General features: G+C 62.3%; 17 protein-coding genes. 4 read left to right on the top strand and 13 right to left on the bottom strand.

Features of this window, described 5'->3' with window-relative positions:
• Window positions 1–49 precede the first annotated feature (49 nt).
• The 3 genes from U858_RS0130625 to U858_RS0130615 all read right to left on the bottom strand — a co-directional run bounded on the left by U858_RS0130625 (window position 50) and on the right by U858_RS0130615 (window position 8,452).
• Window positions 50–6,127: a strawberry notch C-terminal domain-containing protein gene (locus U858_RS0130625; protein ID WP_025140921.1), complete on the bottom strand. Its 6,078-nt coding sequence runs from the start codon at window positions 6,125–6,127 to the stop codon at window positions 50–52.
• A gap of 115 nt (window positions 6,128–6,242) precedes the next feature.
• The gene (locus U858_RS0130620; RefSeq protein WP_025140920.1) at window positions 6,243–7,019 is read right to left on the bottom strand and encodes a hypothetical protein; all 777 of its coding nucleotides are present in this window, start codon (window positions 7,017–7,019) and stop codon (window positions 6,243–6,245) included.
• Between the two features lie 29 nt (window positions 7,020–7,048).
• Window positions 7,049–8,452 (bottom strand): hypothetical protein, encoded by a 1,404-nt coding sequence (locus tag U858_RS0130615; protein ID WP_025140919.1) that lies wholly within the window; start codon window positions 8,450–8,452, stop codon window positions 7,049–7,051.
• 249 nt (window positions 8,453–8,701) lie between these two features.
• Here U858_RS0130615 and U858_RS0130610 point away from each other — a divergent pair, with 249 nt between their 5' ends.
• Both U858_RS0130610 and U858_RS0130605 read left to right on the top strand, forming a co-directional pair.
• Entirely contained in the window at window positions 8,702–9,025 is a 324-nt protein-coding gene (locus tag U858_RS0130610; RefSeq protein ID WP_025140918.1) for a hypothetical protein, read from the top strand.
• 21 nt (window positions 9,026–9,046) lie between these two features.
• Window positions 9,047–9,508 (top strand): hypothetical protein, encoded by a 462-nt coding sequence (locus tag U858_RS0130605; RefSeq protein WP_025140917.1) that lies wholly within the window; start codon window positions 9,047–9,049, stop codon window positions 9,506–9,508.
• On the opposite strand, the gene U858_RS0130600 is transcribed toward U858_RS0130605, so the two are convergent.
• Genes U858_RS0130600 through U858_RS35250 form a run of 8 tightly spaced genes read right to left on the bottom strand, consistent with a single transcriptional unit; the run spans window position 9,505 to window position 17,958 of the window.
• Window positions 9,505–10,473: a hypothetical protein gene (locus U858_RS0130600; RefSeq protein WP_025140916.1), complete on the bottom strand. Its 969-nt coding sequence runs from the start codon at window positions 10,471–10,473 to the stop codon at window positions 9,505–9,507. The two genes, U858_RS0130605 and U858_RS0130600, sit on opposite strands and share 4 nt — an antisense overlap.
• Window positions 10,474–13,353, bottom strand: a complete 2,880-nt coding sequence (locus U858_RS0130595) for a TraM recognition domain-containing protein (RefSeq protein ID WP_025140915.1) — start codon at window positions 13,351–13,353, stop codon at window positions 10,474–10,476.
• Window positions 13,350–13,943, bottom strand: a complete 594-nt coding sequence (locus U858_RS0130590) for a hypothetical protein (RefSeq protein ID WP_025140914.1) — start codon at window positions 13,941–13,943, stop codon at window positions 13,350–13,352. The genes U858_RS0130595 and U858_RS0130590 overlap by 4 nt, the downstream gene beginning before the upstream one ends.
• 5 nt (window positions 13,944–13,948) lie before the next feature.
• Window positions 13,949–14,962 (bottom strand): hypothetical protein, encoded by a 1,014-nt coding sequence (locus U858_RS0130585; protein WP_198529771.1) that lies wholly within the window; start codon window positions 14,960–14,962, stop codon window positions 13,949–13,951.
• A gap of 9 nt (window positions 14,963–14,971) precedes the next feature.
• A complete protein-coding gene (locus tag U858_RS0130580; protein ID WP_025140912.1) occupies window positions 14,972–16,498 on the bottom strand; it encodes a hypothetical protein in 1,527 nt (508 codons plus the stop codon).
• Window positions 16,498–17,082, bottom strand: a complete 585-nt coding sequence (locus U858_RS0130575) for a lytic transglycosylase domain-containing protein (protein ID WP_025140911.1) — start codon at window positions 17,080–17,082, stop codon at window positions 16,498–16,500. The genes U858_RS0130580 and U858_RS0130575 overlap by 1 nt, the downstream gene beginning before the upstream one ends.
• Before the next feature lie 11 nt (window positions 17,083–17,093).
• Window positions 17,094–17,678, bottom strand: coding sequence for a hypothetical protein (locus U858_RS0130570; protein WP_157838882.1), 585 nt, complete (start codon window positions 17,676–17,678; stop codon window positions 17,094–17,096).
• Window positions 17,668–17,958 carry a hypothetical protein gene (locus tag U858_RS35250; protein ID WP_198529770.1) on the bottom strand — a complete coding sequence of 97 codons (291 nt, stop codon included), beginning with the start codon at window positions 17,956–17,958 and terminating at the stop codon, window positions 17,668–17,670. Before U858_RS35250 ends, U858_RS0130570 begins: the two co-directional genes overlap by 11 nt.
• Window positions 17,959–18,209: 251 nt before the next feature.
• On the opposite strand from U858_RS35250, the gene dnaG reads away from it, so the two are divergent.
• Complete coding sequence (gene dnaG, locus U858_RS34505; protein ID WP_025140908.1) at window positions 18,210–19,976, top strand: DNA primase; 1,767 nt, start codon at window positions 18,210–18,212, stop codon at window positions 19,974–19,976.
• Window positions 19,977–20,016: 40 nt separating this feature from the next.
• Entirely contained in the window at window positions 20,017–20,436 is a 420-nt protein-coding gene (locus U858_RS0130555; protein WP_025140907.1) for an H-NS family nucleoid-associated regulatory protein, read from the top strand.
• A gap of 4 nt (window positions 20,437–20,440) precedes the next feature.
• Here the strand turns inward: U858_RS0130555 and U858_RS0130550 are convergent, their stop codons facing one another.
• Together U858_RS0130550 and U858_RS0130545 are read right to left on the bottom strand one after the other, a co-directional pair.
• On the bottom strand, window positions 20,441–22,315 hold the full coding sequence (locus tag U858_RS0130550) for a hypothetical protein (RefSeq protein ID WP_081821786.1): 1,875 nt from the start codon (window positions 22,313–22,315) through the stop codon (window positions 20,441–20,443).
• Window positions 22,316–22,346: 31 nt separating this feature from the next.
• Window positions 22,347–23,063 carry a hypothetical protein gene (locus tag U858_RS0130545; protein ID WP_025140905.1) on the bottom strand — a complete coding sequence of 239 codons (717 nt, stop codon included), beginning with the start codon at window positions 23,061–23,063 and terminating at the stop codon, window positions 22,347–22,349.

The following is a 23,063-nucleotide window of genomic DNA, read 5'->3' as shown; positions in this document are numbered from 1 at the left end:
CGGCGACCGGGTTTTTGCAGTCCCCCGGCCGCCGCCGTCCCGAGCCGCGTCACATCGCTGGCGCCTGAGCCCTGGGCGCCGGCGGCATGGCCGGCAATAAGGACTGCTGAACTGCGGGATCCTGCTCGGCCTGGTCGACCTGATCGGACTCCGTTACAGCGGAGTCAAAGGAGTCCCCCACCAGCTGGCGGTTGCGCTCGCGACGCGCTGCCTGGGCGTCCAGAAGGCGCTGGCGCTCCGGCGCCAGGCGCTCAGCCACCTCTTGGAAGAAGAACGCCTCGGACTGGCGCGCGAGTTCGGCCATTTTCAGATCCTGCGGCCGGACGTACAGCTGCAGGCCCACGGCCCTGATCACGACGTTGATGAATCGGGCCCGGTGTTCACGGCCCTCCGGCAGGGCGAACATCACGACCGTGTTTTCCTGATCGCCAGAGGTGCGTTGGGCTTGCGCGGACAGTTCCAGGGGATACGGTTCGTCCGGGTGATCGGCCGTCCAGTCGCGCTTGTCGGCATCCATCGCCGACTTCACCATGCGTACAAACCGCGCCTTTTCCCGCTTTTCGACGCCGAAGGCAATCCCGCCGCGGCCACTGAAGTGGAACGGCGCCATGCCAAACACGTCGATTAGGCTCTGACGGCGATCGCCCTCCTGCATGGCCGCCTTGAAGGACATCGGCACGTGCAATGTCCGATCGGGCCGGGTCTGCCCTTGCGCGGTCGAATGTGCCCAGTCCAAGGTTCGGTGGACGAAATCCGCGATCATCAATGGGTTGTGCAGGCGGATCGGCAGCCGATGTAGGTCGATATCCTGGCGGCCGAAGGCCGTCGCGCGCACTTGGATGGCCCGGTGCCGCTGGCCGGTCTCGTCCGTATACGTGATCGCCATGCCGGCCTTGGTGGCCTCGGCCCATTCCGCCGCCTGGAAGAGGTTGCCGGTAAGCAACTTACGCCGCAACGTCACCGGGCCCGGCGTGTGGTCACCAAAGCGGCCCTCCAGCCGGGCGGCGTCTCCCCGGGCGTCAAAGTCGAACAGGTGGGTCTCGCCCACCACTACCTCGGGGAAGTCCGGCGCCAGGCCTGCCCGTTTGAACAAGGAAGCCGCCGTCAGCACAGTCGGCTTCTCGTCGCCCGGGCGCACCAGGTGGTATTTCCACTTCGAGAACACCGCCGCATCTTCGGGGCGCGGGATTTCCACCTTGGCCACCGTCATGGTGTCGCCAACGCTCCAGAAGTTGTGATTGCTGGCGCCGACGATCTCACGCAGGGTGATTTCCGCCCCCGGCACCAGCTTGGCCATGACCGAGCGCAAGAACAACAGGCGCCAGTGAGCTTCCTTCACCCCGTTGTGCTCGGCCTGGGCCAGGGCGTCTTCCACCGTGTCCAGCTCCGTGCGCTGCAGGGCAATGATGCGTTTACCCTCCAAGATGCGGCCTGCATTTTCAATAAATGGCGCAATGGATATCCGGAGCAGACGCGGATCTGCCGGCGAATAGGCCTGCTTGAACATATCCACCCAGACTAGCCCTTCCCTGGGCAGCCTGCGGCCGACCACCTGAAGGGACGGCGTTCCGTCATGGCCAACGCGCAGGCGCAGCTCGCCCCCCGTCTCGCCATTGAGCTGCCACATCGGGATGTACGGGGCGCGGCGCGGCACGTAGGCGACAAAGCGGTCGTACACGTTCTGACCGCCGCGCCGGATGCGCACTGGCACCCACACGCAGGCGAGGTCAGCCCGCCAGTCCTGCGCATCGGCACCGCCGGCCGGCTGGGCCGCGCCGCTTTGGCCACCGCGCGCCGTGGTCGCCGCCTGGCGCAGCTGCGTCAGCAACTCGCCCGCCTGGCGCGCGCGCCGCGTCTCCACCGATTCGGTCGCCTCGCGTGAATAATCGGCCACCACAAGGCTGCGGCCGGCGACGTTAGCGGCCAGCGGCTCGTACTTGCCTTTGTTCTCCCCGACCAGGATGGCGTTGGAATCGGCGATGGTCTCCTTCAGAGCATTCCAGCTGATCGGCTGGTAATCCTTCACGTATTCCACAGTGCGCAGGTACACGGGGCCGTCGAACGCGGAGAACAGTTCCTGAGGGATCTCCCCGTTTGGGCCCCAGGCGCGCTCTTCCTCCACCGTGCGGGCGCGCCAGTCGCGGTTGCGGATGCTGGCGCCCCCTTCCCCTGATAGCTCGCGCCGAATGACGGCGTCGTCGTAGGCCGCGAAAAGGTCACCGTACACCTTGTCCTGGTCATCTGGGTGCAGGAGCGCAATCCGCTGGGTCACCAGGTTGGCCAGGCCCACACGATCCTGGACACGAAGAACATCGATGCTCAGGCGGCTCATGACGCCGGGGTTCTCCAGCAGGTACTCCTCGCATACCTCGTCACCGACGCTATTGAGCATATCCGGCACATCTTCAATCAGAGCGGCGTTCTCGCGGCTCGACCGTACGTTGACCGATAGACCGGCAAGCTTGCGGTTCTGCATCATCAAGTTGCGCAGCTCGCCGCGCAGACCTGTGGTCAAAATGCTCAGCATGGGCCCCACGACCTGGTCGAAGCGGTTCACCCGGCCGTACAGCTGCAGGCGATCGGTGGGATTCTCCGGAATCTGATATTCGATCAGCTCCCGCCGGTCCTGATTCTGGAATCGTGGCGAGGCATGCAAGGACAGCCCGGTCGCGGCCGCTCGATTGATTACCGCGGCGTCGATGCGGCCGTCGTTGAATGCGCGTACGGTGGCCATGACGTCCGTCTTCTTCCTGGCGCGCTTTGTCACCTTCCAGGGGCCACCAAAGCCTTGAAACGGATTCCCGTTCTCGTCAACGGTCGCAGGACGTTGCAGGGAGAATTGCCGGCCGGAAATCTCACCTACGCGTAGCCCGGCCTCTTCCAGACGCACCCGAATGTAATCGGCCGGGCTGATCGGCAGCTCCGGCAGCGCCTCAACTCGGGCCAGAATGGATTCCACCCCACGGCGATACGCTTCAACCTGGGTCGGCGTCACGCCAGGCACCGCGGCGATCGAGATGAGGGTCGCGTCGCCCGTGCCCCCATCCTCACCCTCCGCTGCCTCCTGCACTTTGACGCCCCCCAGCCGCTTGACGAAAGAGTGCATCAAGTCCTTGAGCATGGGCATGCGGACTTCGGAGACGGTGTTGCCGCGGCGCCCAGCGCTCAACTGATCCGCGATCGCGCGGGCATCTTCGTCCCCTTCACGGGCGGCGATGGCTGCCTCGATGCGTTCTTGCTCCTCCTCCATAAAGCGGCGCACGAGAGCCTCGCCCGTGTCATCGAACACGATCACCGGCCGGCGGTTAGCCCTGACAGCCTCCAGCGCCCGGTCCACCGTGAAGTCGGCCAAAAGCACGCCCAACGTGCGGCGCATCGCCTGGTACAGCATGCCGCCGGTCCCAAAGCTCGACTGGAAGAAGCTGCCCTTGGCCGCCGGGCGCCCAATCTGGGTCTCCAGCTCGCGCCGTTCCGCCTTGGCCGCTTCCAACGCCTCCTCTTGCCCCTGCGCCTGCAACACCGCGATTCGCTGGTCGATTGCCGTGAGATTGGCCTTTGCGCGCTCGACCCAGACGTTACGCGCCTCGTGGGCCGCGCGCAGTGCGCCCTTGACTTCGCTATTGGCGCGATGCAACAGCTGATCGACCTCCCCGCTCAATAGGGACATCATCCCCAGAATTTCTGACACCTGGGTCAACAGTGCTCGGTTCCGGTCATAGTGCTGATCGTCGACCAGCACGTTCGCCTCCAGCTTGGAAAGGTCGTGTTCGCGCCGGTAGAAGGCACCGTCGCGCGCCAACATTGAAGAGAACACTTCGGCGAACTCTTCCCCTCCGCGCTTCATGGCGGCCGTCACCTGGCCGATGTTGATCGACTCTGGGAACGCCCGGACGTAAATGTGAAGGTTGCGCGAGGTCTTCGCCCAGGTGGCGCTGGCGTAAACCACGCCCCAACTGCGCTCGCCCAGCATCCGAATATAGTCAGCTGTGTTGCTGTCGCTGCCCGCGGCGATGTGCGCTTCGTCCAGCACCACGAGGGCATTGGGGCATTGCTTCAGCAACCACGCGGCCTTGGCGCTGCTCTCGCGGCTGATCTGCGAGTAGGTGAGCATCACCAGATTGACGCCCAGGTCCTCCCAGGTCATGTCCTGGTCCAAGATCGTCGCCATCCGATCCGCCGGCGTGGCGCTGGCCAGCAGCTCATTGCCGGCCATGATGTCCAAGATGTGCCCGTCGGAGTTCAGAGGCATTGGGCGGAAGCGCGCCCATTCGTCAATGTCGATCAGGTCCCGCGCGAGGTCCGAGAACAGGTTCGCCCGGTCGGTCACGAAGACCACGGTACGCCCCTGCTTGTTGGCCCACACGGCCGAAGCGGCAATCTGCCGCCCCTTCCCGATCCCGGTGTCATCCCCGACGATGATGCCGCGGCCCTTCTGGAGGCGACTGATAATTGACGCAATCCCGTCGACCTGCTCGGCCGAAAAGCGCTCCGCCAGGGTTTCCTGCCCCATGCCCAGCTCGTAGGCCACGTACTCATCGATCGGGCCCTGCTCCTCCTCGATGCGAGCCAGGGCGTAGTTCAGAGACGCCTGCAGGTTCTTGGGCACCATGGTCTGCGCTTCGCCTACACGCGAGAACGCCACGTATGGGCGCTGCAGGTCGTTTTCCAGTGTGCGCTCGGTGATGCGGACCAGATCATCGGTGGACGGCCGCTGGCCGCGCGACACCAGCACCTCGTCAACAACGGTTTTGAGCTCGTCCCAGCTGTGGCACGCCTTAGGCGACGGTAGCGGGCCGGCTAGCTGACCCGGCACCAACGGCGCCGCCACAACCAGGCGCACACCGTGTTGAACGCCCGACGACCTTGTCAAGGCAGATGGGACATCCAAAATTGCCTCAATTTCAGCCTGGCCGCGAGCGCCATCCAACAATTCGCGCTGCTCGGGCGCCAGCGCGCCCAACCGGGCCCCCTCGTCGAGCGGAATCACCGCGGCAACACCGCCCCCGGCACGCACCTGCGATATCTGGAGCAGCAAGCCGCGAAGGGCTTGATCGGCGCGGCCGCCTTCGCCGCCCCAAGAAGCCTGCAAGATCATATAGTCGTAAGGTCCGGGTTCCCCGCCCGCAGGCTGCAGCGCATCGCGCGCCGCAGGAAGGGCTCGCTCGATAGCGTTGGCCGGTGCCTCCACCGAAATACCGGCAGGAATCATTAGCGCCCCAGCGCCAGTAACATCGCCGCCAAGGAACAAGCGGCGCGAAGGGCGGTCCGCCGCTTCGTCCAGCTCCGGGACAGGTTGATGCAGGCCAAGCGCCTGATTTATAGACAGCGCCAAGGGCAGTGGCAGCCAAGCCTCATCGCCCGGCCCGGGCTGGATGGCCATAAATTCGGTCAGGCGAATGGCGTCGCCGAAGGCCTCCACCGGGGTCTGGTAGCGGTCCTGCAGGTAGCGAAACTTCGCCTCCTCCAGCGCACGCCGTACTTGCCCGCCAAGCGCCGAATCCGCATCACCATCGGCGGCCAATACGGCGCCGATGAAGCGCTCCAGGTCTCCGTCGCGCTGCACTTCCCCCAGCTCGATGCCCCGAATGAAGCCCGTCGCGCATTCAATCAGTTCCGCTTCGTCCCGAGCGCGCAGGAACATCGTGGCGCCGCCGCTGCCGGCGGCGCTCTCGTATAGCAACGCATCGTTGTCCGTCGCTACGAATCGACCTGTGCGACCAGCGAATACCCGATGGCCGGCACTGTTGCGCCCGAGGTAGTCCGACTCCTGCAGGGCCTGGTGAATCTCCCGAAGGCGATCCTCGTCCGATGTGGCATCAGCAGGTGCGTCGGCCGGCCGCGCCGGCGCCCGCGTCGGGATCATGTACGCAGCCAAGGGCATGTCCCTAGCCATCGCGTTCGGCCAGATGCCGCGGAACATCACGGCGGTGATCGAATCCCCGGCGACAATCGGCTTCACTAGGAACGCGCCACTGCGGCTCGAGGTGAAGCCTAGCTCGTCGATCGCTCTGCGAAAAATGCGACTCTGGGGCGATACCCCTTCCAGTACCAAGAACCGGCGTCCCGGGTTCGGTAGCACCCGCAGCCGCGCTCCAGCGGGGTCTCGCAAGTCGATCCACATCGGCATTCCCGATTACTCCTTTCTTCGCTGGACCTCTGTCCACCACATCAATAAAAAAGGGGCGGGCTTGGCTCCCCGCCCCCAACAACTTGATCCGTGAGCTAGTCGACGTTCTTCTGGCTTAACCCCGCTCACCCTGATGAGTCGCGTAACCGCGCGCAGGCGCCTGGGCCGCCGGGGCGTGACCGTTGCTCACGTACTCTTCAGGCAAATCATCCAGCGAGATCGGCGCCGACTGGGCTTGATGCTGTGCTTCGGTGTTAGCGCGCCGGTTAAACGAGAACTGGAGGCCGTGCAGGGCGCTCTCCATCCACAAGCGTGCGTACGTGTAGTCGCGGGCGTCAGTCTCTCGGCCAGTGTTGGGATTGAGGATGAAAGGCGCGTCAGGACCACGTGTCAGGGGCTGATTCTGGTCGTCGACTCCCCAGTTCGCTTGCTGAATTCGCTGCCCGTTCGCGCTCACAACCACCGCCAGCTCTGGGTCTTGACGGGTGTACTCCGTTCGATCGGCGCGCCTTCCGGTGGTGCCTGCCTTGAATACGTATGCGAGGATGCCGATTTCGTCGTCGGGCCGGCAGGCCAAGAGCTTGGCCACCAAGTGCCCAGCAGCGAAGCTGTACTTATCGGGGCCACCCGTTGCGAACTGCAACGCCGTTCCGCGGGGTTCGCCTTCGTCGGCAAAGTAGATCGTGCAAGTCTCCATCATGCTGTTGCCGACGGGCTTGGTGCGAACATGAACGTGGCGAATGACGCCCCCAACACCCTCCACCGGTTTGAATTCGGTGTACTTCTGGTCCAGGGCGATCGACATCCCCAAAGGGGCCTTCGAATTGCGCCCAAAAGACAGTTGGATGTAGTCCACCGGCCGGTTGGCGGAATTGCTGTTGATAATTGCCATGCGTGTTCTCCAAAAGGTAGATGGCGCCGTTACCCTGCGTCGCGCTCAATGGGACGAAGAACCGGCGGAGGGGGTTCAGAGCTGCTTTGCTGCTCGGACGGAAACAGATCTCGGGTGGATTCGGCTTGGTCGCGGAACCAATCAGTTCCTTCAAGCCAAGTACCGACACGGTCGGCGACGCCGGTGGCGCTCCGCCATACTGGCTTCTCGGAAATCACCAAGCTGGGATCCACGTTGCGTTCCTCCAGTGCTTGGTGAACTTTTGCGGGGTCGAGCTTTCGACGGATCACCGTGTTGATGTCAATTTGGGCGGCGGCCAGCGCCGCGACTACAGCGTCGGGATCCAGCTCGTTCTTGGCCTGGGCCTTGCCCGAGAATTGACACTCGGCAATCACATCGGCCGGTAAATGCTCTCGCAGGCGCTTCTCGTCGATCACCTGGGTCGTGGAGCAGGTCATCAGGTCAGGGAATTTCAGCCGCTCAGCACCCAGCATGGTGTTGTCCAAGTCCAGCAGCGAATTGAGCCGGCCCCTGACGGCCTCCGCCTCTTCAGTCGCTCGTTTTGCGACACCGCTCAGTAGGGCAAGCCGCTGAACCAGGGGAAGAGCCTCGGATCGCAGCTCGTCGGTGATCGTTCGCTGCTCTTTGACCACGTAGCGAGGGACCCGGCCTTGCATCACCTCGCCCCAGTAGTGATTGCCAGTTTCGCGTATGGCCTGGCACAGCTCTCGATCGACGGGCAGCGCGTTCAGATGAAGCGCGCAGTTCTGGTAGTCGAACTGAACCAGGAGCAGGCCGTCAATTTCGATACCCTGCTCTTCGCAAAGCACCGCACCCTGGTTCAACTGGGCGGCGTACTGGAACGAAATGTCATCGGTAGCGCTCACCTCGTGCGGAGCTTTGAAATCTCCGAGGTATCGGCCGTAGAGCTCGTGCCGACGGCCGTCGACAACCATCGGAAACGGGTGGCGAAAGCGACACAGCTCGTCGGGCGAATAGCGCATCCAAGCGAGGGTGCCCACGGCCTCCTTCAAGCGGTCAAAATCGTGTGGCAGCCGTTCGGCGCTGCACTGCTCGTAGAACATCTTGCGGATGAGGGGTTCCATTACCGTCCCGCGGTAGGTGGCCTCGTTTCCTTCATCTGGGAGCTTCTTCAACAATTTTCCCAGCGCCCAGTCATGGGCTGAAAACTCGAAATCAGCGCGGATGTTCCAGTGGTTGCGAACCAGGCCACCGATCTCGCTACCGCCGATGCCGGAAGCACGACGCATGTGCCACATGGCCTCTTTCGGCCGAATGGCCGCCATGTAGTCAATCCATTCACCAGCTTCTCGTGTATCGATGGCGCCGCGCTGGGGCAGGCCGTCGCACACGGACCAAAGCTCGCGCTTCAGCGCGGCGGTGATATCGGAGCCTTCGAAGCTGTTGGGCATGGCGTTCAGGTCTGGCTGTTGAAGCCGACAAGTGGAACAATCGGCTAATATTTGAAATGAATTTTACTTCTAATTCATACTGACGCTGGGGAGCCAGGCCATTGTGGCAGGGACCGGGCGGCTAAAGGAGAGCACTTTGGCCATAGGACACGACGCCGACGAAGTTGGCCCATTCAACCACTCGGGAGACTCCGCTTCGACGGAGTCTCACCTTCGTACTCCCTCCGAAGCCAGGCAGGGCCTACGTCGATGAGTGCTGCCCAACTGCAAGAAGAGGCAGCCCTACGCGCCAGGCTGGCCACGGCTGACGCGGAAGTTGTAAGACTCCGTCGTGCCCTGGAACGGGCGGGCATCTCCCCCGACGCCGCAATTCAGCAGATCTCAGAGATGATGCCGAAACGAGAGCACCATGCCATCACCGACGAGCTCAGGCGCCAGATACGCAAGCTAAATGACGACTTGACCCGCGAACGCGCGCGAAATTCGGAGAAGGCCGATTTACAACTCCAGCCCCTTGAACCCGCCGGCGACGCCGACGGCCTTGATCACCATGATGCCCATCTGATGAGCTAGGCATCCAGCGGGAACACGAGAATGCACGCAAAGACCGATGAAATCACTTTTCGAGAATTGAGCGCCTGGATTGGCGCGGCCGACGCCCCCGCGAGCGTTGCCATCAATTTCGATGCGTCTGATCGCCGCGGCGCAGAGTCCACCGTGAGCGTGCGCGCGACGCGCGAGCTTCTGGCGGCCTGGGCACGCCTGCTGTTTGGCATGGAGACATTGGGCCTGCTCTACGCCGAATCGCGTCTCGATACCGGTTTGACGGATCCGAACGGCATTCTCGTTCTGTCCCGCAGTGAACAGGATGACAGCCTGCACATTGGCTGGGAGACAGCACAAGGCACACAGGTCGCGCCGACCCCGGTTGATCGCATCTTGCAGGGACTCGCCGAAGCATGCCGGGGACAAATCTCCTCGATCAACCTCGAAGCTGGGCCGGCGATTACCGAAGCAGCTGCACGCGACCCAGAACGCCCGCGCGGCGCCCGCTAATCGCCAGCGCCGATGGACGCCATCACCGATCGAAGAGCGTCCTCCAATCCCTCACGAGATACGCCGCCCACATACAGCACAATTGGGCGCAGCCCCTCCAGCAGAATCACCTCGACGTCGGAGACCTCACAGCGGCGCAGGTGATCCCGCAGTATTTGGTCGAACGTGTGATGGGCAACCGCGCCGCCGGCGCGCCGGTGCCGCTGGAGCTCTTCCGCAATGCCTGCGGCGCCGGATTGGCCAGCCACCGCACGCCTAACCTCATCCAGCAGCACCACGCCGTCACCCCGGCGCACCGGGACCAGCAAGGCGACTCGCTTGAATTGCGCAAAGGACCACGCCGTCCAGGGGCGGCTGCATAGGGCGGAATGACCGGCGTCTCGCGCCGTCTGCACCAGGTTGCTTCCCTGGGCAGCAGTCGACCACTCCGAACCTTCATGTCTTACCCCAACCTCGAATTGCCACTCGCCCCGGCGCTCGAATCGAGTCCACGCCATGTCTCCCCGCCACCCAATGCCCTCCTGCGTCGCCTCTAGGGCGGCTGCGCCGCGAACACACCGCTCAAGCGCCAGTAGTCCAGCAATCCTCACATCGCGCGCGGCGTGATCCACCTTTAACCGCACATCACCTTGGAGCAGCTCCTGGGCCCAGCCAATGCCCTGCGCCAGATCCGGGATCTCGTGATGCTCACGGTCAACCCTGAAGCGGGCTGCATACCTCTTATGGTTCGAGTCGGTCAACCTCCAGGTCGTCTGGTGCTGCACGAGACTCTCGACCACCGCCAACAAGCGGGACCGAGAGGACTTGTGGATTGCAGCGGCGAGCGCCAGGGCGGCGACGTCGCGCAATAGCTTCGCGACGGCTTCAAAATAGGGGGCGTACGACACCACGGCTGGGCCGCCCCCCAGCCTTGATGACAAGGAATTTCGTGGACCAACAACGAATTCCGGCAGGTCCGCGCGCATTTAGTCGGTAACCTGCTTGTCGAGTTGCTGGCTACCGGGCTGACCGGCCGGCGCCGCCTGCTGTTCCAGTCGGTCAAAGAAGTCGTCGACGTCAGCTACCGAGATTCGCTGCCTCGCTATGGTGTCCGGGGTTGTGGCCACGGCGACAATCTTCTGCATCGTGTGCGCTCCGAGCTCCGGCTCCGGGTTCCCTAGAACCTCCTCAACCCGTACCAGCCCCTCCATCGAGGCTTGCTCGATGCCAACGACCGAACCGTCGTCACTCCTAGGCGTCAACAACATGTTGTGGGCCTGCGTCAGAGAGTCGGCGATGAATGCAGCATCCGCGTCGCCGGCGCCGCTGTGTACGGGTTCCCCGCTCAAGCTCGGCTCGTCGTCCAGCGGAACCATATCCCACACGCTCGCCCCGGACGGTGCGCCCCGATCAAACGCCGACGGCCCGGGCGGCGGCTCATGGTCGATTCCCAGGGGCGGCGGTACATCTGCTGCAGCAATCGCGGCGAAGCCACCGAGTGGCCCAAGCACAGCTTCTCCGGCCTTGCGGATGAGCGACATCGGGTCCGGCGGGGCGTAAGGATCCAAATCGGCTGGCCCAGCCAGGTCGGCCGCCAGCTCCGGGTTTGCCGCAAATCGAGCGGAACGGGCTGTCTGCTGGGTCACCACGGCACCGGCGGTGGTCTCATGCGCTGCGGGAGGCGCGGCGGTCTCCGGAGCGATCGCAGACCAGTCGCGCGGGAATGCGTCGGATAGCCCAAGCGCAGAGCAAGCTGCCTGGTATAAGAGCACGCCCCTTTCGATGCCCTCGACATCCTGGGGAATCCGAGACGCTGCCTGTGACATTGCCTCTATCATCGCCACCGGCGTCACCTCCCCCCTGGGGGTCTCTTCGCCCCGCAGGATTTTCAAAAGGCGAATGCCACCATCAAATTCACTCTCATCCTTGGCGGAAGGTACCGGTAATGCGATCGCGCGCACGTTGTCCCGGGTGGGCTTGTGCACCTGCAGGAAGCGGTTAACGTAGAACGTCTGGTTGTCGAGCTTCTTCAGCCAGTCTCCGACGTAGAAGGTGCGAATTCTCCGAAGGATGCCGTTGGAGATCAGAACCGCCTCACCCTCCTTCATGCGGTTCATCTCTTCAAAGGGCACCCGGTCGACTTGCTGAACGCTGAGGTCTCGGTTTTTCTTCCAGCCAACGTCGCCGCGCTCAAAGCCACCCACCACCGCAACCCAAGCTTTCCCAATGAAGGCCGCGGCCAATTCGTACGTCTTCTTGGCGTCGTCGATCTTCTGGAAGATCTTGTTTACGGTGTTCCCAAGCATTGCTCCGGCTTCGGCAGCGCGCGACCCCTCTGAGAGCTTCTCCTGGTCTTGCGCCAAAGCGTACATCGAAATGCCGAGACTTCTCGCCTGCGCGAACATCACCGCGATTCCGTCCGAGAAGTAGTAACCGAGCTCGTCCAGTGCCGCGGGAAACGGATAGGGCGCGCTCGTGGCTTGTGCACCCCGCAGCTTTTCATACGAGCCTTCCAGGCCGGCGGGCAAGCTCTTTGCCATCATCACCCTCAAGCATGCGATGGCCAACTTACCCAAGTTCTCCGCCTCCTGAGAGGATTTTTCCAGGGAGGGAATCAACATGAACAGCACGCGGTTGTGCAGCGCGACGTCCACCATGTCGATTTCAGGATAGGTCTTGCTAAAGATGTGACTGTATGTCTTGTCTAGCAGATTCAGCACCGGCATCAGCTGGTTGATTCGGTAGGAATGCTGCTCGAAAGCGATATTCTCTTGCTCATGGGCGGGTTCTGCAGAGGCGCCGGGGGCCTTTGCGGCAGCTGCGGCTCCTGCGCGTTGACCGGCTTGAACTACGCCGGGCTGCGCCGCTGGCGCCGGCTGCCCACGCCCGTGCTTCTTTAGCAAGCGATCAACGCGATACCCAGGGCACCCCGAATCCAGATAGTTCTTTATGCCCACAAACCCGTACGACCACTGGCCACGATTTCTCTGCGCCTCGTCATAGCCTTCGATGTAGAGCTCTTCGAACCTGGACAGCTGCAAGTAATCGATCAGTGTCGACACCGAGATCGTCATGCCCTGGGTATCGCGCTTGTAGAACAGGGCGACGATGAGCACGCGCCACACGTTGATGGCTTTTTCCTGCCACGACTTGCCATCACCTTCTGCCTTGTGCAGAAGGTTAATTCCCATTTGCGTACCAGTGTCTGCGTCGACGTCGTAGAACGGGGCAAGCCCATTTCCAATCCTCGTCCTGGACCTGGCCACTTGCTGGGGGCTCCGCCCAGCAAGAAGAAAGTTTAGATACAGAATCGAATGGTCGCGACCGAAGGCGCGACACATCGTATAGCCATCCGTTGGCAACTTGTTGTCGGCCTTTCCATCGGCCACGAAGAACCCACTACCCCAGCAGAGGGCATTGAACATAATCCCCTTGAGCGTCTCCGTCTTCCCACTACCCGTAGAGCCGAAGATCGCCCAGTGCCGTCGCAGTCCGTCGTCTCCCACCCAGGCCTGCTCGAAATCCTCGTAGGGTGACGTAGATCGCACAGAGCCAACAAGAGCTATTCCATCCCCTTGCTTGCCGGTCACCGGATCGAAGAACGGCTTGCCGTTGACATGCGTCGGGTATCGGTACGGCAACTTTTTCCGAATGCTCGCGACCAGTCCATGAAGCATCAGATATGCGAGGAAGATCGGCGCGGCGATCGCGGGCGCTGCCAGTATTAGGGCGACCGTCCCGCCGAGCACGAGCCCGTAGTTGGTGGGAACCGAAAGCCACTCCAACGCCTTATCCGACGCAGACCGCACATCCACAACGCGGCGATGGATCGGAATCTCATGGCGAGTCTCAACTTGATGGCTCACGCGGCCCTCTCTTTCTGATGCTCTGAGGCGCTTTTCAATTCACCCCGCAACGCCTGCTCAGTCACTCCCATGGTGCCAACCCAGCCTATCGCCAGCGCGGCTCGAATTCCGGGCGAATTGACCAGCGTACCTATCCTTTCCAGGTCGAGCTGCGCCCTCCCTTGCCGACGGCACGCCGGGCCGAAGCGGGGTGAAGACGATTCCACCCAAGCCGCCAGCATCTTGTTCGTATACGCGGCAGCCCATGCGGCAATGGCGATGTCGCCTGCTTTTGCCGCACGTGTAGGAGGCGAGTCCCTGAGTTCTATGACAACATCGGCAATGGCCGCGGACACGGCACGCAGAGGACCGATCGTCGCCGCATGCGCCTGCACCAGGTCATTGACCTGCAGCGCTTTAATACGTGCCTCGAGCAGCTTCTCCGCGACGGCCTCTACACTCATTCCAACCGTCGCCGGAAGATCAAGGATTGCCTGCCTGCCCCCGTGCACAAGGGTAGCCACCACGGTTTCTACCCGTGGCTTGCGCACCAGCCTCCCGATGCCGGCCTCGACCCAACCGCGCTCAATTCCACGAAGCAGCTCGCGCATGAATGTCAGCCCCGCTCTACCCGGTTGAGCCAGGCGCCCAGCTCCACCGCGGAATCGAAAGGCCCGCTGAGCCGTCCATCCGGGGCCACGAGCGTCGGAGTTTTTCTAAAACCCAACTTGGAAAATAGCGTCTGGGTAAGCAGCGCCTTCTTCAGGCTCTTCGGTGAAGGCGGATGGGCGGCGACAAACCGGCGCGCTCCCTCCTCGTCGAACGAAGCGTCCATGAAGGTGTGCCATGTGGTAGCCCCGATCGGATCGCTCGCGTCAGTCGCTTCGAAGTAACTCGCAACCAGCGCCGCGGACAGGTCCCCCCGCACTCCGACCGGGATCACCACCGGTCGGCGACTTTCAGGCATCGCGTCCAATACAGGCTGCAGCGCGTGGCAGTATGGGCACAGCGGATCGGCGAATACGAACCACGCCCCTTCAGCGAGCGCCGCCGGTGCCGGGAAGCCGACAACGGCTGCCATTGACTTCAGCTGTTGGAACTCAGCCTCGCTCAACTTCAGCTCTCCGGCGGGCGGCGCATCGCCTGCTTGAGCAGCGATTGTGGTGGTGCCTCCCGCCGCACCCACTGTTGCCTTGAGGGGCACGTCCTGCGCCACTTGACTATTGACAGCTGGGTGCGTCGGCGTGAGCAACGCGACAGCGACGACGCTCACCGCGACAACGGAGACAGCTGCGGCCATTATTTTTCCGAGCGTCTTCACCCATGACACCGTCCCGCCAGCAGATTTGAAGTTTCTGCGCACCCAAGCGCGGCCGTACCTGTCTGCCGCCGTCCGGCGACTGAACGACTTGCCGACCTGCAAACGCTCAATTCCGCTTCCTTCGGGGCAGCCCTGGACGTAGAAACGGAACTCCCCGCTTTCCGAGACCACCTCCGCGGAGATGCGTGCCGCCCCGTGCTCCACGGAAAGTAGCTCCGCGCGGTATACCGCCGGTTTGGAGGTCTCTCTAAGCATGTGGCCAGCCCACCGACTTGCGGAAAGTGTCCACTCATTCATACTTTTGCGCATTTTGATGTCCTATGCTGCACCAGACGTAGCTCTAGATTGTTCTGCTGCGGTCTCGGCCAGGGCCTCTTGCAGGCGGGCGTTCTCGGCGGCATTGACCTTGCGAAGGTCCTCCGCAGCCGCATGGTCAAATTCGCTATCCTCCGTCAGTGCTTGGGAGGGCGGAAGCTCGGGCTGATCGGGCTCGGCAAACATGTGCTGCGAAGTCGTCCATATGTCCTTGGACTTCCACATTTGATCCAGGTGGTCATCTTCGACCCCGTTAACCCACTCGTCGAAATCTTGCCTCAGGCCAGCGACCACTTGAGGGACGTTGATGATCGGCATGTACTTTCCGGTCTCACCGCGCTCGCGATCCTTTTCATGAACCTCGCACAGGGGGACCATCCCTTCCTCAAGGCAGAGACGCTCGAAGGTATGCTGACCGCTCACGGCGACCGCCGATTCCGCGTGCGGCGTATGCCTGCCATGAGTGTCGAGCACAAAGAACAAGATCCGGTCCATCGGGCGCAGCCAGATGTAGCGGCTCGTACCGATCTTGGACGAGCGCGCGGCGATGCTGAGCAACTCATAAAGGAAGGTGTATTCCCAGTGGTGGACTTGAAGAAGCTGCCTGATGGACCTGTGTCCGCGGTACTTGTCGAACGTCTCTTGAACAACCTCCAGGTCCAGGCGAGCCATGCCTTCACGTGTTCCATAGGCCGACCAATTAAGCGCTCGAATTACGCGTTCGGATTCGGCGCGCCCCTCTGCGCCGTTGAACGCGGATGGGGCAAGCACCGCCAACATCGCCTTCCCAACACTACTCATTCGGTCAACAAAGAGCCGATCGGGGTCCTTCGCGTCGACCGCCAGGTCGACGATCTGTCGGCCCAGATACTTGCTGTGTCGAATTCTCTCGTTCTGCCCGGCCGGACCGGGAACAGAGATGAACGTGTATGCCGCCAAGTACTGTGCCAATCGCTCCTCGTTGAGATTCATGCCAGGCTCGATAGCGGGAACCCCATGCACTTTGGCTCTGCGCAACAGCTCCATCGGTGATACCTGGCGCCGCCAATGCTTGAGCGTGTTGCGTACCAGCTGCTTCTGAATACACGCGATCGGCGCTATGTCCGAGGTAAAGGGCATTAGCTCCTGGACCAGCAAATCTGGAGTCATCTTGCGCTGAAGATTTTGCGTTCTCCGGCGCTTGATCACCAGACGAGTGCCCATGACCGCCACGCAGCTTGCCAGCATGACGGAGAGTGGCCTTAGGGAGGTCTGCGCATAGCCGAGCCAGTCCTTTAGCGCGACTCGTGTTGGATAGCGCCGAGCCAATCGGTACATTGTCTCTAGATCAAACGCTACTTGCTGGGTGTAGTCGAAGGGCAACCAGCCCCACGGCTTACCCATCCAGTTAAATATAGGGGCGCTGTAGAAGACGATGCGGTTGCTGGCCACAAGCCACAGGGTCAGCCCAAGGATGATCGCGCAGCCGAGCACTGCCACGATCAGAAGCGCGATGGACTCCCGCCCGCCATCTGCTCTTGCCCTAGCCATTACTCGAAACGCCCGGTAGACACCATGCGCTGATAGGCCGCCCAGACCTTGCGCACGTAGGTCTTTTGAATCTCTCGAATGGTGGGGCTAGCAGAGGGCACCGGGAGAGCGCCCCCGTGGTGATACACCGCGACACTGCACCAAACGGCGTCTGTGCCTGCGAAGCCCCCTTTTAGACAGCGGTTCATTTCACTACGAAGCGCGTAGGCCGACGACATGATCCCTTGGCACGCATCGTTCCTGAGGGTGGTCAGCGGAATGCCGTACTTCTCGACCATGTACTTTGCCCAGGACCTGTCGTTGAGCTGGCCTATACCGAGGTCCTTTGAGTTGTTCTTATTGACCCCGACCACACCGGCCTTGCCGCCAGATTCAACTTTGAAGATCGCCAAGAGCACATCCGGTCTCAGTTGATAGCGATCCGAGGCTGCCTTAAGGCACTCGCCCGGGATTCGGGCAGGCAAGGCTATCCGGGTAATGGCTTCTTTGCTGGATTGCGCGTCCGCGCCCGCCGCCGACAAAGCCAAGCCGCAGATGGCTAGGTAGCCGGCAATCCGGGCAGGAGAAATGCAATTTCTGGTCATCTGCTTCGCTCTCATGACGAGAAGAGGTACGCCCAGCGGTCCGGGTGTGAGAAGAATTCACGCGCGGAAAGCAGCCGCCTCTCGTCGATCTGTGTTTGCCATATCGCGTGATGAACGAACAAGCTCAGTCCGAGTGTCGTGATGGCCAGCCCGACCAGCGCCATTGCAACCGCTACGTAGTGGTGATGGCCGAGGGTCAGCACTCCAAAGACAGTCACAGCGAAGAAGAGAATCGCGAGCAATAGCGCGACGAATTTCGCCCGAACGACTGCCGTTCTCTGCTGTTGAAGGCCGGCCTTAGACCAACCATTGAGTTTGTATAGACGTTCAAACGCTGCCGCAGCGTCCGGCGCATCGACGTAGTTCGCGTCGCCGCCCGGGTCGGCACCTCCAGCGACGGATCTACCCAAGCGCCGTAAAGTGTCTTTCAGGCGCTTTGCGGACTTTCCTGCCTCCAGGTAGGGACGCCCGACCGTTCGGGCAGACCAAACGACGGACCGAGTAAAGCGGCCTCGCCGCTTCGTCCGCGCTGCCGTCGATGGCGCCGTCTCTGCTTCTGCACCTGTGACGTCGGTCTGTTGGCCTTCAGTCGTCATTGCGCTCGGCCTCCAGGGCTGTAGCCAGACGCATCAGAGCCGACGGCTTGCACAGGTCGGAATATGTCATGGCCTGGTCCAACCGAGACTGCCAGGCGCTGGACAAAGACAAGGCGGGAAGGAGCCGTGGGCGCCGGGCCTCGACGAGCTGCAGCACCTGCAGGATCGCCAGGCCGGAGAGCTTAGGCAGAAGCCAGCTGTCGACTTTCTTCAGATAGGCGGCCAGCCGCACGTCCGACATGGCATCTTTGGACGCCAGCCATTCGGCGAAGCGCTCCACTGCCCTCGCTTCGATACCTGTTCGACCCAGCGGAGGCGCGGTTCCGAAGAGGATCGACGCCAGTTGACCGCTAAAGCCACCCGGGTCTGCAGAATGTGTCGTACGAGGGCGGCTGGCGCTCGAGGATCCGGTCGTCATTCTTTTATTGCCTCCGGCTCATGATATTTCAGTATGGTTGATTATACTTATTCATTCTTTAGGAGCCGGGCAAATTGGCAATAATCAAGAGTCAGACTAACGCCGAGAGTCGATTGATCCCCAAAGCTGTCATCGACCAGGTCACCCAGCGGGCCAATGAAAATCTCGACCAGGTCATCGGCGAAGTGGTCGCCCTGCGCAAGGCTGGGAGCACCTCCGTAGGCCTATGCCCGTTCCACAACGAGAAGTCTCCGTCCTTCAACGTCATGCCGGGCAAGGGATTCTTCTTCTGCCACGGGTGCGGGGCCAGCGGCGACGCGGTGGGATTTCTCAAGGACTACTTCGGTACACGATTCCCAGACGCCATACGTGAACTGGCTGCAAGATTCGGCATATCAATCCAAGGTGGATCTCAAGCCTACAGCGTGAGTGGGCGCACCTCCGGGCCGCAAAGGCCTCTATCCCAAGGCGCCCCGCAGGATGCACCGCCTGTTGTCTCCCCGGAACGCCGCCAGACGCTGACTGCAGCTTTGGACGCCGCCCTGGCGTTCTACCGGGCGCCCGCTCAGCGCCAGCTACCGCTATCCAAAACGCTCGAAGCCTGGGCAGCGAAACGCCAGTTGACGGCTGAGTCCATTGACCGTTTCGAGTTGGGCGTCGCGCCGGCCAGCTGGAATGGCTTGCTGGCAGTGTTCGGCGATGCATATCGCTCGGATCAGGCGCTACTGGACGTCGACCTACTTCGGGAGCGGGAGGGCAAGCCAGGCCAGCGGTACGACACGTTTCGAGATCGGATCATCTTCCCGGTCCGAGATAGCGACGGAAATCTCGTTGGCTTCGGCGGGAGACGCCTGGCCGAAGGCGAGAAGGACACGCGTAGCCCCAAATATCTGAACACCGGCACCACCGACATCTTCCACAAAGGGCACCTGCTGTATGGCCTGCATCAGGCCCGTGCAGCCATCAAAGAGCGGGAACACGCCATCGTTGTCGAGGGCTACATGGACGTGGTCATGCTCGCCCAGTGGGGCTTTCCGAATACTGTTGCCAGTATGGGCACAGCTTTCCGCGGCAGCCATTTGAATCTGTTGCGCCAACACACATCCGAGGTGGTCTATCTGTTTGACGGGGACCACGCTGGCCAACGCGCGATGTGGACTGCAGTGAAGGAGTCGCTGCCTTTCGCAGACCGCGTCAACTTCCGCTTCATCACACTAAATGGACAAGATCCTGACGAATGGGTCCGGGCGGTTGGTCCCGAAGCCGTGCACCAGGCGGTGTTGCAGGCCGAATCCCTCGGAGCCTACTTTCTCAGACGTGCCCGGGAAATACTCGAAGAGGATGCCGCCGGCGACGAGTCTCCCCCTATCGCAGTCGAGGGGCTCAAGCGCTCCGTTGGTCAGGCCAGCGTCGATCGCAAGCGCGAGTTGACGGCACTCGTCACGCTGGTGCCCGAGGGGTCGAGCTTGCGTCGATACTTGGATCGGGAGCTGCGCCAAATATTCTCACCGGGTACCGGCCGCCCCCAGGAGGAAAGCGAAGCAGGAAGCGAACTCGACACGCTACCGCCGGAGAAGCGGCTGGCGGTGGCGGCGATGCTCCGGCCCGATCTGGCGCTCAAGGCCCGGCCAGCTCTTATTGCGCTGCTGCCTCAAGGACACCCGAAAACACCTGGTGTGCTAGCCCTTTATGACCGGGGCATCGCCCGCGGCAATAGCGACGCTGAGTTGCTGACGTCTCGTTCGACGTCAGACCTATCCTGGGCGCGTGTTACGCTAGTGAAGACACCAGAACTTTTAACCGAGTTGCTCGCGCCCGCGGTGGACACCGATCAGGTCGTGCAGAATAGACAGCAGGACCGCTCTACTCCCAGCAGTTGACACACGGGTCGCGCGGCACCTCTATTCAAGCTCAACTGCAATGATTAAGCGCGCCCTCTCCCTCGATAAAGTAGCCAAAGAGCTGGCGACCCTGGATGCTCAACGCGAAAAGCTGATCCGTGAGCAGCACGCCGCCATTCTTCAACACATCCGGGTCTACGCAGCGAAAGCGCTCAGCTCTGGCATTACCGCCCAGCAACTCATCGACGAGATAGGCTCTCTCGCCCGCAAAGACAAGCAATCGGCCGATGGCAAGCCTCGTCGCGGCCGCCGTCCTCTGGGCATGACCAAGGTCATGCGGCAATCGATCTCCAAGCGCCCCGTACCGAATAAGTATGCTTCCCCCACCGGCGAAACCTGGAGCGGCTTGGGCCGGCCTCCGGCTTGGATCGCCGGTTACAGCAAGGAGGAGCGCGGCCAATTCCTCATCAAATCGACCGGCGACTCCTCACCCGAGTAGAGAATCAGCCACGCTCTCGGCCATACGTTTCTGGCGCCGCGGGGGCGTCAGGGCGGCCGGCTTGCAGATCATCGTCTGTATCCAGCAGTGCCAATTGCGCCATAGCTTCGTCTCGCGACATCCCCGCCTTGGATGCGTGACTGGCATCGCCATCCCCCGCGACGGCCTGCTCCGAAACCGCGCCAATGCCTTCCGCCTCCTCCCCACTACCCTGCGAGGGGAAACTGCCAGGCTCGGGATCCGGATCCGACAACACTTGCGTGAACAGCTCTGATGGGGCCGTTCGTTCCTGGGCCGGCGCTGGCGCCGATGCTTGCCGCGACGGGACCGGCGGGGGCGAGTCCGTCTCGTTTCGTACATCGACGCGTGGCGCCTGACCTGAGCTGGCCGGCGCCTCCGGAACACCCTCAGCCTGACGAGGCTCAGCGGCGATGGGGCCGGTTGGCGACTCGACGGCGCCACCGCTTTGGTGTTGCTGCTCATGCATCGAGCGGATGGCCGCGTCGACCTCATCGTCGTCGGGTGCCGATCCCATACGCTCCAGCGCAAGAGCCTGCCGCCAATCCTTGCCCAATAAGTCAGTCAGCGCACCGTCCATCTCACGCAACAGCTGTTCCTGCAGAGGCGAGTCCGTCGAGCACTGGTAAACCTCGCGGGCCGACTCGGTCACAGCGGTTCGAAGCAGGTTCAACTCATCCAGGTGCGGCTGGTAGCGCGCAGTGATATCACGGACTTCTTGCGCAAAGGCGGGCGAGATGTCCTGCGGTTGGATAACCCCATTCTGCAGCAGGAGGGCTGCGGCCGTATGGCCACCAAACGAAGCACATTGGCCCGCGTGGCGCGCGAGTCGCAGATTCAAAGCTCCACCGTACGCGGACAGGTGGTCCTGAACGAGGCGGGCGCGATCACGCAAGCAATTCACCACCGCAGACATGAACACCGCAGTTTGAAGCGCCGAATTGTCTCCCACGGCCTGCATTCGGTGGCGGACGTGCTCGTCCTCGGCCAGGCGGATCATCGCGGCAGAGACCACGTCAGCCGTGGTCTTCTCCGCTTCCCAATGCGCCGCCATGCCTTGAGCATCCACAGCACCAGCAGCCTGATGTCGCTCTCCAAAGCCATCGGCATAGGACGGCTGAGCAACCCCGTCGGCCGCGTCAGCCACGCCGTCGGGCATGGCGGCATGGGCCTGTTGCGCTTTGGCGGTCTGATTCTGGGGACGCTGATCAGCGGCCGGCGCCGCGGCTGCTTGGGCCCCGCTCGGTGCAGACGAATTGAAACGCACTCCCCCGCCAGCAAAGCGACTTTCGTCGCGCTGCGGATCCTCGTTATCGGGGCCTCCCGGCCGGTTGTGAATTCCCAGCTTCTCGAACAGCAGGCGAAGTATCCGCATGAGCGCCTGCATCAAGCGCATGATCACGTTCGGATGCACCGCACCCAGCTGCGGCGTCGCGGCGATGGAGCTCTCGACCTTGCGCGCTACTGCCTCCGCTTGCTTTGCTGCCCAGAATTCTGCAAGTCGACGCGCTGTGGCTGCGTCGCTCGGTCGCTTGATACGTTCGCCCAGCGGCGGCTTACCAGGTTGCGCCCAGGAGGAGCCGCCGGCGGCTTGACGCGACGCATCTTCAGGGCGCGGTGATTCGCTACCGATCCCGGCCGTTGAGGGACCCGAGCTATGAGCGCTCTCGGATTGCCGGGCCTGGTCGGCATTACCTCCAGCAGGGCGCCGGCGTGGTGGCACCTGCCAACGTACGCCCGAGTCCGTCGAGCTGTTGCTTGCCCTACCCTGCGTTCCACCCGCATCGCGATCGGGTCCGTCCTCTCTGACGATGTCCGTCTCGTCGGGCACGCCCTGCGCCCCTTGGTTGTTCAACAACATCATTGGCTCCGTGTAAAAGCCGGACAGCAGCCTAGGCGTCCGGTGTGTGTTCCCGCAGAAGATTGGCGACGATCTCGCGTGCGGCCGCACGGCTCACCGGATCGATCATGTCAAGAAGTCGGCACAGCTCAGCATCCCCCCGTCCCAGCCCGTTCGGGGAGGGGTGGCCAGCGACAGCCGTAAACGACGGTTCGGCACGTGAACGGTGCCCCTGCTGCTCACCCGCATTAGGGCGCATGAGTTTCTGCTTCGCATCTCCGAACCGTAGTGCGCTCTCCGCCAGTCGGCTGTTCAGGACTGCATTCAGTTCCACCCTCCACGTGTGCATGCACAATGCAAAGCAATTCTGGATTGGGTACAAGATGCAGCCGCTGCTGGCGGTGGTCGGGAAGTGGCTTGCCATCCATGCCTCTGCGCTGTCACCGTCGTCAAACGGTCCGTAAATCACGTAGGGACTGTGACTGTCTCCCGAGGGCATGGCACATACAGCAATGGTTCTGCCCAAGATTGCGCGTTCATCGCCGACCCACTGGACCTCGGTGATTGAGTGCTGTTTGCGATCGAACTGCTCGTCAAGTGCAGCCCAACCTCGTACGTGATGCACCGTCGTGCCCGGCACAGCCACGAGCAGCGCGTCGCTCACCAGGTCAAACGGACTCGGCAAGCGATTGCCGTCGATCATCGCCCGACTGTTCTTCTGAACGAGGTACAGGCGCACGAAAAAAGGGCTGTCAAAGGGGATATGCAC

Source organism: Achromobacter sp. DH1f, assembly GCF_000633435.1.
Classification (GTDB): Bacteria; Pseudomonadota; Gammaproteobacteria; order Burkholderiales; family Burkholderiaceae_B; genus Achromobacter; species Achromobacter deleyi.
The sequence above is the reverse complement of the archived record's forward strand: the minus strand, read 5'-3'. Positions and strand labels throughout refer to the sequence as shown.